Annotated in this window: 17 protein-coding genes; 2 read left to right on the top strand and 15 right to left on the bottom strand. The window is 62.8% G+C overall.

What is annotated here, in order from left to right; genetic code table 11:
• The 6 genes from HZB53_06530 to HZB53_06505 all read right to left on the bottom strand — a co-directional run.
• On the bottom strand, window positions 1-180 hold a 180-nt coding region (locus tag HZB53_06530; GenBank protein MBI5877286.1), incomplete at its 3' end, for a hypothetical protein.
• 209 nt (window positions 181-389) lie between these two features.
• Complete coding sequence (locus HZB53_06525; protein MBI5877285.1) at window positions 390-596, bottom strand: hypothetical protein; 207 nt, start codon at window positions 594-596, stop codon at window positions 390-392.
• A gap of 35 nt (window positions 597-631) precedes the next feature.
• Window positions 632-970, bottom strand: coding sequence for a nucleotidyltransferase domain-containing protein (locus HZB53_06520; protein ID MBI5877284.1), 339 nt, complete (start codon window positions 968-970; stop codon window positions 632-634).
• Complete coding sequence (locus HZB53_06515; GenBank protein MBI5877283.1) at window positions 967-1,392, bottom strand: nucleotidyltransferase substrate binding protein; 426 nt, start codon at window positions 1,390-1,392, stop codon at window positions 967-969. The genes HZB53_06520 and HZB53_06515 overlap by 4 nt, the downstream gene beginning before the upstream one ends.
• Window positions 1,393-1,416: 24 nt before the next feature.
• Window positions 1,417-1,656 carry a hypothetical protein gene (locus HZB53_06510; protein MBI5877282.1) on the bottom strand — a complete coding sequence of 80 codons (240 nt, stop codon included), beginning with the start codon at window positions 1,654-1,656 and terminating at the stop codon, window positions 1,417-1,419.
• Between the two features lie 95 nt (window positions 1,657-1,751).
• On the bottom strand, window positions 1,752-2,468 hold the full coding sequence (locus HZB53_06505; GenBank protein MBI5877281.1) for a class I SAM-dependent methyltransferase: 717 nt from the start codon (window positions 2,466-2,468) through the stop codon (window positions 1,752-1,754).
• A 158-nt stretch (window positions 2,469-2,626) separates the two neighbouring features.
• On the opposite strand from HZB53_06505, the gene HZB53_06500 reads away from it, so the two are divergent.
• A complete protein-coding gene (locus HZB53_06500) occupies window positions 2,627-4,258 on the top strand; it encodes a tRNA uridine(34) 5-carboxymethylaminomethyl modification radical SAM/GNAT enzyme Elp3 (protein ID MBI5877280.1) in 1,632 nt (543 codons plus the stop codon).
• Between the two features lie 7 nt (window positions 4,259-4,265).
• Here HZB53_06500 and HZB53_06495 read toward each other — a convergent pair whose 3' ends face one another.
• Window positions 4,266-4,904: an alpha/beta hydrolase gene (locus tag HZB53_06495; GenBank protein ID MBI5877279.1), complete on the bottom strand. Its 639-nt coding sequence runs from the start codon at window positions 4,902-4,904 to the stop codon at window positions 4,266-4,268.
• Entirely contained in the window at window positions 4,901-5,980 is a 1,080-nt protein-coding gene (locus HZB53_06490) for an AlkZ family DNA glycosylase (GenBank protein ID MBI5877278.1), read from the bottom strand. Before HZB53_06490 ends, HZB53_06495 begins: the two co-directional genes overlap by 4 nt.
• A gap of 922 nt (window positions 5,981-6,902) precedes the next feature.
• Between HZB53_06490 and HZB53_06485 the strand changes: the two genes are divergently transcribed.
• Entirely contained in the window at window positions 6,903-7,217 is a 315-nt protein-coding gene (locus tag HZB53_06485) for a pyridoxal-phosphate dependent enzyme (protein ID MBI5877277.1), read from the top strand.
• 171 nt (window positions 7,218-7,388) lie between these two features.
• Here the strand turns inward: HZB53_06485 and HZB53_06480 are convergent, their stop codons facing one another.
• The 7 genes from HZB53_06480 to HZB53_06450 all read right to left on the bottom strand — a co-directional run bounded on the left by HZB53_06480 (window position 7,389) and on the right by HZB53_06450 (window position 15,799).
• Entirely contained in the window at window positions 7,389-9,767 is a 2,379-nt protein-coding gene (locus HZB53_06480) for a GAF domain-containing protein (protein ID MBI5877276.1), read from the bottom strand.
• A 229-nt stretch (window positions 9,768-9,996) separates the two neighbouring features.
• Window positions 9,997-10,407, bottom strand: coding sequence for a hypothetical protein (locus HZB53_06475; protein MBI5877275.1), 411 nt, complete (start codon window positions 10,405-10,407; stop codon window positions 9,997-9,999).
• Window positions 10,408-10,468: 61 nt separating this feature from the next.
• On the bottom strand, window positions 10,469-10,822 hold the full coding sequence (locus HZB53_06470; protein MBI5877274.1) for a hypothetical protein: 354 nt from the start codon (window positions 10,820-10,822) through the stop codon (window positions 10,469-10,471).
• Window positions 10,823-11,035: 213 nt separating this feature from the next.
• The gene (locus HZB53_06465) at window positions 11,036-11,515 is read right to left on the bottom strand and encodes a DUF5317 domain-containing protein (protein MBI5877273.1); all 480 of its coding nucleotides are present in this window, start codon (window positions 11,513-11,515) and stop codon (window positions 11,036-11,038) included.
• A gap of 103 nt (window positions 11,516-11,618) precedes the next feature.
• Window positions 11,619-11,759 (bottom strand): hypothetical protein, encoded by a 141-nt coding sequence (locus HZB53_06460; protein MBI5877272.1) that lies wholly within the window; start codon window positions 11,757-11,759, stop codon window positions 11,619-11,621.
• A gap of 440 nt (window positions 11,760-12,199) precedes the next feature.
• A complete protein-coding gene (locus tag HZB53_06455) occupies window positions 12,200-15,373 on the bottom strand; it encodes a tetratricopeptide repeat protein (protein ID MBI5877271.1) in 3,174 nt (1,057 codons plus the stop codon).
• 15 nt (window positions 15,374-15,388) lie between these two features.
• Window positions 15,389-15,799: a hypothetical protein gene (locus HZB53_06450; GenBank protein MBI5877270.1), complete on the bottom strand. Its 411-nt coding sequence runs from the start codon at window positions 15,797-15,799 to the stop codon at window positions 15,389-15,391.
• Between the last annotated feature and the right edge of the window lie 476 nt (window positions 15,800-16,275).

The raw sequence follows: 16,275 nt of genomic DNA, 5'->3' as shown, positions 1-16,275 counted from the left end.
CAAACCGTGCAAGCGCGCGTTTTCCGCATTGGCAGTGTTGTCCGATTCTCCGACAAGCACGATCACGCCATGCACATGATTCGGCATGATGACAAAGGCATCAAGCTCAACAATGGGAAAATGCCGGGGCAAGTCGTTCCATACCTCTTCTACGATGGAGCCAGCATCGTTGAGGATCATCCTATCATCGTGTATTCCACCGAACATGGGCCGGCGCCCGGCCGTGCAGATCGTTACGAAGTACGCGCCTGCCTGCGTGTAATCGTAGCCCCGCAAGCGGATTGATCGGCGATTCGGATGATCGAACGATGTAGGTTGCATCGAAGCACCACCGGACGGGTCAAAGACCCGTCCCTACAACCTCGGCCGCAGCGCTCAACGGCTCGCCATTAACCAGCCGCCTTCAACACACTGAACAGGTTCATCCCGCCGTCGGCGGTGAACTGGTCGCTGACGCGGAAGTCGCTCTCATCGGCCAGTTGCCGCACCTCGGCCTGCGACAGCAGGTGGCCGTAGCGATAGCCGACTTCGCCGCCGCGCCGCCAGTCGATCAACGCGTCGCCCTCGTCCATCGCCGCCGCGTCCACGCCGATCACCGACCACGCCGCGATCTTGCAGCGCAGGCGCTCGACTATGCCGTTCCGACCGGCTTGGAATAGGCTGGCGCCTTCGCATAAAATGTCATGCCCACGCGCTGGATATGCTCGATCAGATCGGGGTCACTGATGTTGGTGTAAATGGAGAGGTCAATTGTGTAGGGCAGCAGCAGGTCATCCAGTTCATCCATGATTCGATAAAGCACGCGCAGGGTCAGGTCGGCCCCGCCGCACAGGGTCAGATCAATATCCGAGCCGCCTTTGTAGTTGCCTTTGGCGCGCGAGCCATACAGCACGGCTTTATCCACTTGCGGAAATCTGGTGAGGAGAGCGCAGACTTTTAGGATGGTGGTTTCTTTCAAGCCGTATTTCATGGCGCTCCGCCCCGTTTCAACTGTTCCAGTTTGTTGAGGATTGCTTCAAATTCTGAAGCGTAGGCGTCGAGTACAGCGGAGACGATTTTGGCGGCGGTGGCTTCATTGTAGGTGTGCGACGTCAAATTGCGGCTGGCGATCATATCCATCCATACGTCGCCGTTTCCGATCAAGCCCGTTTTGAACGCTTCGCGCGTAACGTCTTTTGAACCATACAGATTTTGCACGCCGCGATCTTCCAGAAAATCCTTCAGGGTATTCCACGCCAGTTCATGGGTAAATTCAAAAGCCTGAATCAGCCCTTGCTCTTCGAGCTTGGAGAGTGGACGCTGCCGCGCCAGCTCTACCGCTTCTTTCAATCGGGCTAGGGCTTTGGTGAAATGATTGAAGCGTTGAATCCAGCGGATGTCTGAAGTGGTCATAGGGCCTCTCGAATAACGCCTTGCTCAATGCCTCACATGTGATTCTCTCACGGCGCGAATTTCGGCTTCTACATCCAGGTCGGAAATGGCATACTGCTTTCCCGTTTCACGAATCTGCTCCACTGCGGCATCATAGCGGCGATCCAGTTCAGCATCGTCCATCAGGCTCAGCCGCAGATAGCGCACGAACGCCAGCACGTCGGCCCGGCGCGATTTGGGCAAGGCGGCCACTTCTCGCAAGAGCGTCTCGTCAAAATTCGTCACAGCGCACCTCCAACATCATTATACAAGCTCATGCCCACAGAACACGCGGCGGGCCGACACGCAGGTCGGCCCCTACCCTCAGGATGTACCCATCCTCACGCCTTCAACACGCTGAACAGGTTCATCCCGCCGTCGGCGGTGAACTGATCGCTGACGCGGAAGTCGCTCTCATCGGCCAGTTGCCGTACCTCGACCTGCGACAGCAGGTGGCAGTAGCGGTAGCCGACCGCGCCGCCGCGCCGCCAGTCGATCAGCGCATCGCCCTCGTCCATCGCCGCCGCGTCCACGCCGATCACCGACCACGCCGCGATCTTGCGGCGCAGGCGCTCCACCCGGTCGAACTGCCAGTTCGACATGACCAGCACGCCGCCGGGTGCCAGCAGGCTGCGCGCCGCGCGCAGGACCGACAGGCGCAGGGCGTGTCCCGGCATGTGGTGCAGGACCGCCGTCATCAGCACCGCGCCGAACGGCGCATCGGCGCGCACGACCGCTTCCCAGCCGGCCTCCGTGATGTCAGCCGCGCGGAACTCCGCGCGCAGCGTGCGGTACGGCCGCGCGCGCGCCGCGGCCACCAGCGCCGGCGTCACGTCCACTCCGATGTATTGAAGTCGCCGGTGCATCAGGTCGAGCCGCTGGGCGATGCGCCCGTTGCCGCAGCCGACGTCGAGCACATGCGTGCCGTCCGGCAGGTACGGCAGCAGCGGCGTAACGTTGGCGCGCTCGGCGGGGCGCGTTTCGGAGAACGAGCGCGCAAACTCGGTGTAGAACTGCCGGTTCAGCTCAATCATCTGGTCGATCAGTTTGGCATCCATCACCTGCCGTTATACCATGAAGGAGCCAGTATCGCCAAGATTCAATCCGATGAAGAAACAATCCACCACAAAGACACAGAGACACAAAGAAAACCTTTTGGTGTTCTTTGTGCCTTTGTGTCTCTGTGGTGAAAGTTTGAATGGCACGCGCCTGACCGATGAACGATAGAGAATTTCGCTCACCCTGGCGCTTCCTGTCGGCGTCGCTCGACATCGAAACGCACCGCGCGCAACTGCTCGCGCTGTTCGACGCCGTGCGCAGCGCCGACCGCTTCTCCGCGCGCACGCTCAACGCGCTGGCGATCAAGCATATCCGCGTGGACGGCCAGGCAGTGCCGCAGGCTGCCATCATCAAAGCGTATGAGACGATGGTGGCCGCCGGCGACCTGCCGGCCGACGCGCGGCTGGCCGCGCGCCTGCGCCTGAAGCCGACGCGCACCATCTCCGGCGTCGCGCCGGTCGCCGTGCTGACCGGGCCGTACCCCTGCCCCGCCGACTGCATCTTCTGCCCGGAGGCCAAAGGCTACCCGCGCTCGTACCTGCCCGATGAGCCGGCCGTCCAGCGCGCCAAGCGCGCCCGCTTCGACCCGTTCCGCGAGACGCAGGCGCGCGTGCAAGCGCTCGACAACATGGGCCACCCGACCGACAAGATCGAGCTGCTGATCGTCGGCGCGACGTGGTCGGCCTACCCGCACCGCTATCAGGACTGGTTCGTTCAGCGCTGCCTCGAAGCGTTGAACGGCCAACCTGCCGCCTCGCTCGCCGAGGCGCAGACGGCCAACGAGAAGGCGGCGCACCGCTGCGTCGGCATGGTCGTCGAGACGCGCCCCGACTGGATCACGCTCGATGAGGTGCGGCGCTTGCGGCGGCTGGGCGTGACGAAAGTGCAGATCGGCATCCAGAGCACCGACGACCGCATCCTCGCGCTGAACCGGCGCGGCCACGACCACGAGACGACGCGGCGCGCGCTGCGCATGCTCCGGCTGGGCGGCTTCAAGCTGCACGTGCACTGGATGCCGAACCTGCTTGGCGCGACGCCGGAGAGCGACCGCGCCGACTTCCGCCGCCTGTGGGACGATCCGGCTATCCGTCCCGACGAGATGAAGATCTACCCGTGCAGCCTCATCGCCGGGACGGAACTGCACCGCATCTGGGAGCGCGGCGAGTTCCGCCCGTACAGCGACGACGAGTTGATCGAACTGCTGGTTGACTGCAAACAGATCGTGCCGGGCTACTGCCGCCTCAATCGCGTCGTGCGCGACATCCCTAAGCAGTACGTTGTCGCCGGCTCGACGCAGTCAAACCTGCGCGATGTCGTGAAGCGCATCATGCAGACGCGCGGCGTCCGCTGCCAGTGCATTCGCTGCCGAGAGGTACGCGGCGAGCCGGTCGATACGGCGGCCCTCCGCGCGGAAACGACGACGTACGAAACCGACGCAACAACCGAGCATTTCCTCTCGTACGTCACGCCGGCCGGGCGACTGGCCGGCTTCCTGCGGCTGTCGCTGCCGCGCGCGGACGCGCCGCCCGACGAACTGTTGGAGGAAGTACGCGGAAGCGCCATGGTGCGCGAGGTGCACGTGTACGGGCCGGCGCTGGAGCTCGGCACGGAGAGCCACGGCGAGGCACAGCATACAGGCCTGGGCCGCCGGCTCGCCGAACGCGCGACGGACGTGGCGCGCGCAGCGGGTTACAAACGTATCGCCGTCATCGCGGCGATCGGCACGCGGGAGTACTACCGTAAGCTGGGGTTCGAGCGGGGAGAACTGTATATGAGTCGGGCGTTGTAAGCGGCTATCATCCCAGGATGCTCCGCACGGCATCCGCTATTGCCTGCGGCTTCTCCACCATCGGAAAGTGACACGCCCCGGGGATGATGCGAACCGGCACGCGCGCCAGCAGGTCAGGCGGCCAGCCGAGCGCAGCCACTACGGCGTCTTTCTGCCCGCTGCCCCGGTCGCCGTAAATCGCACTGACCGGCTGGCGTAGTTGCCGCACAAGCTCGGTCATATCGACATCGCGCAGCGCTTGACGCAGACGAGGCGAGTAGTGCGCCGCTTCGTGCGCGAGCATGCCCGGCAGCGCCCGCACCGCCGGCGATGCGTTCGCGTCGAGCACGAGGCTCCGGAAGAACGGCGCCGGCGGTCGCACGAACGATTCCATCAGAATCAGCCGGCAGGCTGGTTGAAGCGCATCAGCAGCATGCAGCGCCACCAAGCCACCCATGCTGTGCCCCACGATGAAATCGTATGCGGCGAGCACATGCGCTCTCTGCAGCCAATCGGCGAAGTCGGAAACCCGATGAAAGTCAGGTGTAGCCTCGACCGGCCAATCCACCCGGTCGCACGCGCAGTCTGGCGCTAGCCGATCACATACCGGCCGCCAGATCTCCGAGGTGCAAGCGAACCCCGGCAGAAACAGTCCGCGCAATGTCATGCCTCCACCTCGGCAGTTAGCCCAAGAAAGGCGCCGTAACGCTCAACGGCTTCGCGCAGAGCAGATTCAGCGACCTGCGCATGCTTCGGGAACCCGGTGGGCGCGACGGCCACCGCACCCCTGCGCAGTGTGCGCTTCCACGTGCCGACAACCTGCCCATCCACGACAATCGCCGGGTTCAATATGCCGCCACCCGCATTCACGCGCTTCACGTCGAGTGGATCGAGCACAGCACTGCGATCCTTATAGCTGACCAGGTATTCGTCGAACGCTGGCAGCAGGCTAACCGCGGTCGGTGCTTTTGCGCCGGCGATGGCATCCGGAGAATACCAAAAGCTCTGGCCTCCAATCAACTCGCGCGCCAGATGCGAACCGGCGAGCTCCAATCCCTCGCGGGCATCGGACACGGTCAAACCCGACCACCATGCAAAGTCCGGAACGGTCGCCGGCCCATGGCTCGTGAAGTAGCGGCGAGCGAGTTCGGCCAGTGCCTCAGCGTGCGATTTCGGGTTGGCAGGCGGCATCCATGTGTCCAGCAGCGTGAACGTCTGCTGCTTGCCGTCACGCGCGCCAAAGCAGATGAGACCTTCGAGCGCGAGCCGTCCGAGCAGGTGGATACCGCGCTGACCGGCAACCGAAACGCCCGCCGCTTCCAACGCCTGGTACATTGCGTCGCGCGTGAGTTGCTGCCCGTCGCACAACGCGCGGGTTACGACGCCCCGGCTGCGTGCAACGGTTGCGTCGTCCAGTCCCAGTTGTCGGAAACGCCCAGCTTGAGAGGCAATCGTGCGCGGCGCGAGCAAGTTGAGTATCCAGCGTACATCGGAGGCGGCCACAAAGTGCAGCGTACCGCGCGCCGGCCAGGTGCGGATGATGCTCCGCTCAGCAAGTGCGCGCTCGACGGCAGCCTCGGAACTCCGCTGCATGCGCAACCCAATCGCCCACAGCGCGCCGAGATAGTCCTGCGCCTGCACGACACCCATCCACGCCACGACCTCATCGGGGCGGTTGAAGCGAGCGCCGGAAATACGCTGGCTCCGCAGGCGTGCACGGGCGATCTGCACGTTGATTGTCATGGGCAATACCTATCGCGCCGATACACGTCGCGGTCACCCGCGAAATCGCCTCACAGCCAACGAGCGGGCATCATTCACGTCGAGCGCGCAGCAGTCGGTAGAGGTTACCCTTACTTCTGCCGCAGCAACCGCGACGAATTGGCCAGGATGCCGATATCCGGCAGCGACTGCGCGGCCGCGGCGAAGATCGGCGGCAGGAAGCCAAATGCGGCCAGCGAGAGGCCGACCAGATAATAGACTCAGTAGATCCAAAATTGGCGTAGAGGGCGATTGAAACGAGCAAGAGTATCGGCTTGCCGAAACCTTGTAAGATTGTTAGCGCCAACTATCAATCGCAAGGGAGCAAGCCGATGGCTCATGATACGCTGAAACTGACGGATCAGAAAGGTGCTGACGGAAGCGGATGGTTATCAGTGCACGACCGCTAACCTGTTTGACGCGCTGTTGGGCGTGGCCGTGAACCGCGGCACGCTGGAAGCCGTCTGTACGGACTGGTTGGGTATCAGCCAGTCGGAGACGATCCGTGGCTATCTGAACGCACAATTGCGTGTGGACGAGTTGCCTGCACTGGAACGGCACCTGCATGCGGCCCTGGCGGAACGCATGCCCGCGCGCCTCAAACGCCAAGCGCAACGGGTGGCGATCGACTTGCACGTCCAGCCATATTGTGGAAAGCGGTCGCAAGATGAGGGCTACTGGGTGCGCGCCGCAGCGCGCGACGGCACCACCCGCTTCGATCGGATCGCGACCGCCTACGTGATGCTGAATGGTTTGCGGGTGACGCTGGCGATTCATTTCGTCCTACCAGAAAACGATACGGTCAATGTGTTGGACAATCTGCTCAAACGCCTGCAGTGCCTGGGCATCGTCTGTCTGTATCTGGACAAAGGATTCAACGGGATCGCGGTCATGCGCTATCTGTTTGACGGAGCGCAGGTTGGCCGAAGCGCCGTCGACAACCTTCGCGGAAGGACTGGCAACGCGTGTCGGCTTCGCGCTGACCCAAGCGATTCACCGCGAGCGCCTCGACGATTATGCCCTCGTCGGCGAGTCCGAGATGCGGGCGGCGAAGCGATTACTGCTGGAGAAAACGCATAACCTGGCGGAAGCGGCTGGGGCGGCATCGTTGGCCGCCGCTTTGCAGATCAAGGACCGATTGCGAGGCCGGTACTTCGCGCGGATTCTAAACGGAGGGCATAGCTCGATACAGCAGTTGAAAGACGCGTTGGCAGACTGACGGCGCACCACACCCGTAACGCAGTCGCGGCGTGCGCATCCCAGGCGCGCCCATCACCCGGTCGATCGTTCCACCACGGCTGAGGGCCACATAGCCGGTGAGGACGAGCCGCATAAGTCGGTGTGCGGCTTCAATCCAACCGCCCCATCAGTGGCGCGCTCGGCGCCGGCGTCAGAGCGTACCGTGTTCGGCCAGGAATGCCTCCACCACGCGCGGGTCGAAGTGCTGCCCTGTCTGCGCTCGGATGTGCGCCAGCACCTTCGCTTCCGGCCAAGCCCGGCGGTAGGGTCGATCGGAGCGCAGTGCATCCCACACGTCGGCCACTGCGAAGATGCGCGCCGGCATTGGAATTTGGTCGCCCCGTATCCCGCGCGGGTAGCCGGTGCCGTCCCATTTCTCGTGATGACAGTATGGGATGTCGAGCGCCGGCTGCAGGTAATCAATCGGCGCGAGCATCTCGTGGGCATAGACCGGGTGCCTGCGCATCAGTGCCCATTCCGATTCGCTCAGTGGGCCCGGCTTGAGCAGGATACTGTCCGGCACACCCATCTTGCCGATGTCGTGCAGCAGCGCGCCCCGTTGCACGTGCACCAAGGCGCCGTCGCTCAGTCCCATGGAGCGCGCCAACCGCAACGTCAGCGTGGTGACGCGCTGGGTGTGCCCCTCAGTCTCCTTGTCGCGCAAATCGAGCGCGCGCGACCAGCCTTCAATCGTAGCGTCGTAGGCGCGCGAGAGGTTCAGGTTGGAGCGCTGCAGGTTCTCGAAAAGTTGGGCATTGTCAATGGCTATCGCCGCTTGACCGGCGAGCGTCTCAAGAAAATCCAGCCAGAGCGGGTCGGGGGTCAGCGGTGTGCGGTGGAACACTTCCAGCACGCCCTTGACCTGCCCTTTGGCGATCAGCGGCACGCCAAAGTAGGCCGCCAGGCCTTCGCGCTGCCACATCGCCGCCAGGTGAAGATCCGCCGGCGTCGTGGCCGCATCGGTCACGTGCACCATGCGACGCTCGACCACGGCGCGGCCGGCGAAATCCTCTCCCACGCGGACGTGGACCGCCTGTGCGTAGTGGGTGCGAAAGCCGCGCCCACTGGCGTATTCCAACGTCTTGCTGTGGGGATTGAGTAGTAACACGGCCGTGGCATCCACGCGCAATTGCGTCTGGACGTGCTCCAACAGGACGCTGAGCGTCATGCGCAAATCCATGCTGGCCGTGATGACGCGGTCAATGCTGTGCAGCGCCTGCAATTGCTCGAGGTGGTGCACGGTCTCTTCATGCAAGCGCATGCGGTGCAGGGCGGCGCCGCCCATCTCCGCCAAGGACTCGAGCAGCTTCAGTTGCTGTGGCGCAATGTGCCGCATGGGTGGCACGGAGACGTACAGCACCCCGACCGTTGTCATGTCCGTTCGGATCGGCAGGCATGCGCCGCTCCAGCCAGCGGGCGCCTGTGCGCGGGTCATAGCGCACGCGAGCGGGTCGCTGCGAAATTCGGCGGAGTGGTGGACGTGCCCGCTGGCAAGAACCGTTCCGGCGATGCCTTCGCCCGGTTTCATCGGGGTTTGGCCCCATTGCTGAAACCAGCCGCGTTCGACGGCGGGGCGCAGTTCGTCGCTGTCGCCATAATACAGCCAGATGGCGCCGGCGTCGGTTTCCAGTGCGGCCAGCGTTTCGTCCAGCAGAATTGGCAGAGCTTCGTCGCGGGTCTGCGCCACGCGCAGTGCTGCAGAGATGGTGTGCAGCGCCTCAAGTTCGGCTAATCGCTGGCGCAGGCTTTCTTCCGCGCGCCGGCGCTTGGTGATATCCTGAAAGACGCCGTGCAAGCGAACAACCCGACCGGCGCGTCGTTCGGCTGCACCCTGGGCGCGCACCCAGATCGGACGGCCCGTCGCGGTAATCAGCGGCAGTTCAAGATCCCACGGTGTGCCGGAGTCCATGGCGGCCTGCAAAGCGGCGGTGATGACCGGCCGCGCCTCCGGAGCGTAGAAATTGATCGCCTCGGCCACGCTTGGCCGGGTGGCCGGATCGACCTCGTGGACGCGATAGACCTCGTCGGTCCAACTCAGGGTCTGCGTGTCCAGATCCACTTCCCAGCCGCCGACCTCGGCCATCTGCCCGGTGAGGTTGAGCAGGTTGTGCGAACGGCGCAGCGCGTCTTCCGCCTGCGTGCGTTCCCGTTGGTCTGCGGCTTCGCGCAGGGCGCGCCGTGTGATGGGCGCCAGCCGCGCCAGCTTCTCTTTGAGCACGTAGTCGGTGGCGCCGTTTTTCAGGCTTTCGATCGCAACCTCTTCGCCCAGCGCGCCTGAGACGAAGATGAAAGGCACGTTGGGGCGATCCTGCCGCGCCAGCGCGAGGGCGCTGAGACCATCAAACGAGGATAACGCAATATCAGACAGGATGAGGTCAAATCCACCCTGGGCTACGGCCGCCCCGAACTGCTCGCGCGTTTCGACCCGCAGCACGTCGCAGTCGACGCCTGCTGAGGCTAGAGTCTCCCGCACTTGCCGGGCGTCATTCGGTTCGTCGTCGAGGTACAGAATCTGCAGGCGCGTCTCCATCAGGGTACTTTCTTTCGTGCGCCCGGCGTCTAGCAGTCATCGGTTGCATTGAATGCTATCCGGTGGCGTCTGGCAGTCATCGGTTGCATTGAATGCTGTCCGGTGATGGCTCGTTGATTACCACCCTATAGTTCGCGCTTACGGGCGCAAAGCCGCGACGAGCATTTGCGCCGCACGCTGCGCGAGGCACGGCCGCTGACGGCTGACGCGCCGCCCGATCCGGGCGCCTCTATCCGTGCAGATCAGCCAACATCTGAGTGATCATCTCGATCGCCTGGCGGCGGCGACGATAGAAGGTGCGATCGGCCATGCCCAGCTTCCAGGCGACCGTCTTGTTGGTCTCGCGCCCGACGTAGCAGCCGTGTAAGATGTCGAAGTAGCGCCGTTCGCGGACCGAACGGCAAACAGCATGTGGCGGACTCAGGCGTTTGATGATACCCTGCAAGCAAAGATTCAATGCCTTGCCGGGCCCGACGTGCATGGCGTGCGTTCCCTCCAGGGAATCGGGTATGCGGTGGAGCGCGGACAGGGGATGCGTTTCCAGATAGGCGTAATCCCACAAGTGCTCAAGCGCATCCTCGACTAACTGGTAGCTGACGGTCGTGGCCGGCCTCGGCGGGTTATGAGCAGGTGTTGACACGGCTCACGCTGTTCTGGGCGAAATCAACGGCGTATGGTGAACGAACAGACATCGGCAACGGCTAGTGCATTGGCTCCGCTTGACGTACCAATGTGATTGAGGCCGCCTGCGGGTCGGGATAGCAACGCTGCAAACAGTCCACATTGTTGTCTTTAACGGCGTCGCCTACTGTTCGAAGGATCAGGCGCCCGCAGTTCGGGCATGATGCCGCTTCGACGCTGGCTCGCTGGTGGCTCTGTTCGCCGACGGCATAGAAACGGTCGCCCGCCTTCATAGCCTCGAGGATGTCCGGCAGACTCAACCGCACGGGACGATCGTCGCCTTCAGGAACGGCCCCTACCTCGAAGATGTGCGCATGAGTTGTCGGCAGGAATATCGGATGCTGAATGATGCAGACGATGCGATAGCGAGTCATCCAAGCCTCTTCATTCGCGCCGCTGGCTGACCCAATGGGCTACCTGGGAGACAAGGTCTGCGAAGTCAGTGGCGCGGATGCTGCAGATAAACGCTTTCTCCTCGACGCTCAACCCAAAACGGTCCGCCCAATATCTATCGATGGCCCGGCTTGGATCCTGCACGAGTAGATTCTGTAGTCGTTTGTCCAGCGCGCCAGCCACGACCAGTCGTTCTATTTCGCTGTAACGGGTAGGCTTGTAGTCTGCCCCGTAAAATGTATAGCTGACCATAGGTAGCCGCCCATGATGACCAGATCGCCTATGCTGAAAGCGGTCGGCATCGGAAATGGAGAAGCGAGCGCGAAAACGTCACCCAGGAACCAGAGTGGCGAGTCGGCTGCACTTGCCACGATATCTTTGGAACCTGGGCGAACCAGCCCAAGAGGCCAGTTCTCGGGCGCCGAGGGAAAAAGGGTCGCCAGCGTCTCTGGTGTGATCGGCATGTACCCATTATGAAGTAGCATGGGCGCCATGTTGAGCAGCAGGCCGGCCAGCAATAAAAGCATCGGCCGATGCTTGCGGTTCTGCCACGTAAATGCGAAGAGCAGCACAAACGACAACGCCATCAAGCCTAAACGATGGCTGCCGTCATCCCCACGCAGCGCCCATGCTTGAACGCCCAACGCGACAAACGGCAGGTAAATCGCGCGCACAGGCGCCAGCGGGCGCCTAGTGGCAAACGGCGAGCGTGCTCTCCAACTGCCGACGGCGGCGCCCAGGCCGACCAGGACCAATGTGTACAGGTACACGTGGGGGTCAGCAGGAAGCGATGCCGGGGCAAAGGCCGCCATCCGGTGCTCCACCGGCGAGCGCGGCGGCCAGCAGGCCGAGCAGGACGAGTAGCCAGATCAAGCGCGGCGACGACAGGTATGAGGCGAGGCGAGCGAGTGTGTTCATGGTTTTCTCCTGAGAATTGGTGTACCAGCAACTGTGAGGAAATTCTATCAGGAGGCGCTAACCAATTCCTAACCAAGACACAAAAACCGGAGCCGCCAGAATGTCCGATGGCTCCAGCAATTCTCATTTTGGAGCCGGCCGCCAGGTTGCCCCCTCATCCCCGGCCCCTGCGCCCCCGCGCGCGCGGGGGCGCAGGGGAAAAGCTAACGGGGCGGTGCGCGGCGGCGCAGCCGCCGCGCACCTCCCCTTAGAATCTCGTCCCCTCCCAGCTTCGTTGGGAGGGGGTCGGGGGGAGGGCAACGCCGCTTTCTTGTCGAGCCCGCTTGCGTGACAAGCACCAAGGGGGCCAGTTCATAGCAAGCCGGCATTGGAATGTACCCGTCCAAAGCCAAAATGAGAATCGCTGCTCCAGCTCTTTAGTTGTTGATCGTCGACCCGATTCAAGTCACCATGTTGACGATCCGGCTGCGGAGCGCCTGAGCCTCTGCGCCCGGCTCGATACCCAGGTCCTCCAGCAACACTGACTCAAACCGCTCATAATACGCAAGGGCCGCAGCTCGGTTTCCCATCCGGGCGAAGGTCTGTACGGCGCCTTGCCAAGCCTCCTCCAGAAATGGTTCCTCGACGTTCAGGCGCTGGTAGACTTGCAAGGCGGATTCGTAGTCCTGCAGCTCAGTATAGGAACTGGCAAGCGAAATCTGCGCATTGATCCAGACTTTACGCAGGCGTTCGCGTTCGACGAGCACCCATTGCTCATCCAGGCGAGTCAGATAATCGCCGGCATACAGGTCGAGCGCCTGCACGAGGCGCGGGATGCGCGTGCGCGCCGTTTGCGCGCGGGCGGCACCGGCCAGGCCCCGCTCGAACTCCCGTGCGTCATACCACACGCGCTGTGGCGCCAGAAAATACCAGCCATTTACCAGTTCGACCGGACACAGCGCCTTGCGGATGCGGGTGATCGTCATGTGCAGGATGTCGTCAGCCCGCCGCTCCGGCAGGTCGGGCCAGGCCAATTCCCAAAGTTCATCGGGTCTGGCGCCGCGCGGATGGCGTGCCAGCAGGAAAAGAAACACATCCCGCACCTGTGGTCGCAGTTGCGTTACTTCGCCGGAGTCCACAAGGTATCGTTCCTGACCCAGGGTGAACACCGCGACGACCGGGGCGGAGCTGGTCGACGCGGTTGGCGCCCCAAGGCGCGGCGCAAACGGCCGGACGCGCTCTAAGATCCGCTGGAATGTCGGGGCCACACGACCGAGCGTGCTGGCGTGCTGCAGGATACTTGCTGATTCATCGCCCTCGACAACCAGAAACTGGTCGTAGCCCAGGACCTCCACCAGTTCGGCGGCACAGATCAGGTGGGGCGCCGCTTCGTCCGTACGTCCCGACAGATCCAACAGCTGGGCCCACAAGAATTCGGCGAGCGCCTCGAGGTGCTTGTCGCTGGCCTGGTGCAGCAGTCCCGCGGCTTCCTCAATCGATGCGAGCGCCTCATCCATGCGGCCCTGATCGCGCGCGAGTTTCCCGCGCATCAACAGCAAGCGGGCGTATTCGGTCGCAGAGCCGCTCGCGGTGATTGACGCCGACGCGGCTTCGAGCCAGTCATGCGCGCGCACGAAGTCACCCAGTAGCCGGTAGATGTCCGCGCTGGCCATCTGGCAATAGGTCGAGGCAAACGCGTAGTGCGCTTCCAGGGCCACGCGCAATCCGTCGCCAAATAGCTCCAGGGCCTTGCTGTACTCACGCTGATCCTTGTGTACATCGCCGAGGGTGCAGAGCACAATCGCCTGGGTCCGCATAGCTTTGGTGGTCTGGGATCGGCTAAGCGCCTCGCGCAAAACGGTTTCCGCCTCGTCGAACTCCCCGCGCAGATAGTGGAGATTGCCCAGGCTATTGAGCACGTTGGCGGCATCGGCCGGGCGTTCCGCGCGATCCCACAGCCCAAGCGCCTCGCGATAATAGCGCAAAGCCTCCGCCGTGCTGCCCAGCGCTCGGTGAACGATGCCGAGATATTGGGCCGCATTGGCTTGATTGACGAAGTCGCCGCTGTCGGACAGCAAATGCCTGGCCTGCGTAAAGTCGTCCTGGGCCTCCTTCAGACGACCTAGCTCATAAAACGCCCAGCCGCGATTTGAAAGGTTCAATGCCGTGAGGCCAACCGCGCTCGGCAGGCCGGCCAGCAGGTCGGCAATCGTCGCACAATCGTCGATGCACGCCTGGTAACGCCCCAAGCCGCGCAAGGCGGTCGCTCTCCAGATCAACTTGTCGGCGGCGGCCGCGCGGTCCCCGGCCGTCAGAAACATTTCGGCGGCACGCTTGAATTGCTCCGCGGCCTGTTCCAGCTCGCCACGAGCCAGGTGGACTTTAGCTTGAAGGCTGACGAGGTGCGGGCTGAACTGGGTGCTGCCGTGCAAGTTGTCCAGCCAGGGCTTGACATTCAAGATTTGTGGAAACGCCCTCAACGACTCTTCCGCCTGTTCCAGCACCGTGCCCGCATCGGCCTCGCGCCCGAGTGAGAGATAAGTCTCGATCGCGCGTTCCCATTGTTGAGTGCGGCTGTAGTGCTCGGCGGCAGCCAGAGACAGTTGCGCATGCCATTCAGCGTGCTCGCTGCGCAGGCGCTGCTGCAGGAAGCTGCGGAACAGCGGATGGTAGCTGTAGGTATCCTCGCTACCACCCAAACGGGTTACGAACAGTTGTTGCGCTTCAAGCGCCTGAAGATACGCACCGGCGCGCGTCAACCCCGGCAGCCGGTTCAGTTGGTCCGGAGACATGCGGTCAACAACGGATGAGCCCAGCATGAAGTGCTGCAGATCGATCGGCTGTTTTGCGAAGACCTGTTCGACCAGGTAGTCGAATACTCGCGTGGCCGCTTCCGGTGCGCCTACGGCGCCCTTGACCAGTTCGGCCCAACCCAGTTGATGGCCAAGCAAGAGAAGTGCAGTGATCCAGCCGTCGCAAAACTGCGCGAGTTCGTTCGCGCGCGGTTCGGGGACCGACAAGCCATAGTTTTGCTGGAATAGGGCCTGGATTTCCTGCACATTGAATTTCATGTCGTCGGCGCCCAGGCCGCCGAGTTGGCCGCGAGCCAGCAAGAGGATCTGGTCGGGAATGTAAGGCACCGTGCGCGAGCTGATAAAGACGTGCGCGTGTTCGCGGGTGTACAGGATCAGCATCGCCACCAACTGGCTGATCACCTCGTTGTGAATAACGTGGTAGTCGTCGAGGACGATCACGACGCTGTAGGGCAGTTGATACAGCTCATTGGCGATCGGCGCGACCACCGAGCGCAGCGATTCCATCGTATCGGCGGCCGTGTCGAGCGCGTGGAGCGCCGCGGAACCAAACGACGGATCGTGGATGCGGATCGATTCAATTAGGTAGCGCAGGAATACGTGAGGCGAGTTGTCAAATTCGTCCAGCGCGTACCAGGCGATATGCGCGCCAGAGTGATGCGCAAAATCGAGGAGCAAACTGGTCTTACCGTAGCCGGCCGGCGCTGAGACGATAACCAGTTGCCGGTTGACCTGGGTAGCCAGGTAACCGACCAGGCGCGGCCGTCGCAGGATATTCGCGGGCCGGGGTGGTGTGCGGATTTTGGCGATAACCAGTGACACGGAATCTCCCCGGGTTCAAACCACAGCGCCAGCATGACGCTCGTTGATTGCTGTCGGCATCTTACGAGAAATACCTGTGGCCGTCAAGGCGATGTTGCTGCAGGCAGCAATGCTCATTTTGGAGTCGGCCGCCAATCCCTTTAGAATCTCGCCCCCTCCCAACGAAGTTGGGAGGGGGTCGGGGGAGGGCAACGCCGCTTTCTTGTCGAGCCAGCTTGCGTGACAAGCACCAGGGGCCAGTTCATAGCAAGCCCGCATTGGAAAGTACGCGTCCAAAGTCAAAATGAGAATTGCTGGCTCGAATCCTACCAGTGGGCCTTGGCTGGCGGCCAATGCAACCACCTTCGCGGATTGAGATTCGTGGACATCTCTCTGCATCCACATCGGGTGGCCAAGAGCGCCTGTGGTTTCCACTGGGTCGAGCATCTGCGGCGGTCTCTATGCGCGGACTGCCCAATTCACGATCAATTCACGATCAACGGGTAATCTCTTGACGACCATTATGATCAAGCGGACGCGCCGCGTCCAGAAACTGAGTAGCCTGGGGCAATCCAAGAGAGCTATAATGCGTAACCATGGACTAGCGAATCACACGCGGAGCTTGCCGGCCCCGCCCACCCCCGCCAACGGCGCGGGGCGAGTCGCAGAAGGGGTTCAAGCGTGCGGGCGCTTCCGCGCCCTTCGAGGGGCGCTTTTCGACCGGCTCCCTTCCACAGGTTCCCTTCGACAGGCTCAGGGCACGGGCACTCAGTTTGTCGGCCAGCTTTTCAATCGCCCGGGTGGCATCCAACGCCGGGCCGGCCGAGGATCATACACTCGGGGGCCGAAACCGTCCTCCTGTGACGAGTTCATCGCCGACGGATTCCGACCGATTGCGTCGAGATCGGTATTGCCGTTCAGGA

Source organism: Chloroflexota bacterium, from assembly GCA_016235055.1.
Taxonomy (GTDB): domain Bacteria; phylum Chloroflexota; class Anaerolineae; order JACRMK01; family JACRMK01; genus JACRMK01.
Note: the sequence above shows the minus strand (reverse complement) of the source record. Positions and strands in the feature narration are given on the sequence as shown.

Coding starts and splice junctions, on each gene's coding strand:
- HZB53_06520 (MBI5877284.1), bottom strand. CDS start 970: ATGAAATACGGCTTGAAAGAAACCACCATCCTAAAAGTCTGCGCTCTC.
- HZB53_06515 (MBI5877283.1), bottom strand. CDS start 1,392: ATGACCACTTCAGACATCCGCTGGATTCAACGCTTCAATCATTTCACC.
- HZB53_06505 (MBI5877281.1), bottom strand. CDS start 2,468: ATGGATGCCAAACTGATCGACCAGATGATTGAGCTGAACCGGCAGTTC.
- HZB53_06500 (MBI5877280.1), top strand. CDS start 2,627: ATGAACGATAGAGAATTTCGCTCACCCTGGCGCTTCCTGTCGGCGTCG.
- HZB53_06495 (MBI5877279.1), bottom strand. CDS start 4,904: ATGACATTGCGCGGACTGTTTCTGCCGGGGTTCGCTTGCACCTCGGAG.
- HZB53_06490 (MBI5877278.1), bottom strand. CDS start 5,980: ATGACAATCAACGTGCAGATCGCCCGTGCACGCCTGCGGAGCCAGCGT.
- HZB53_06480 (MBI5877276.1), bottom strand. CDS start 9,767: ATGGAGACGCGCCTGCAGATTCTGTACCTCGACGACGAACCGAATGAC.
- HZB53_06470 (MBI5877274.1), bottom strand. CDS start 10,822: ATGACTCGCTATCGCATCGTCTGCATCATTCAGCATCCGATATTCCTG.
- HZB53_06460 (MBI5877272.1), bottom strand. CDS start 11,759: ATGAACACACTCGCTCGCCTCGCCTCATACCTGTCGTCGCCGCGCTTG.
- HZB53_06450 (MBI5877270.1), bottom strand. CDS start 15,799: ATGCTCGACCCAGTGGAAACCACAGGCGCTCTTGGCCACCCGATGTGG.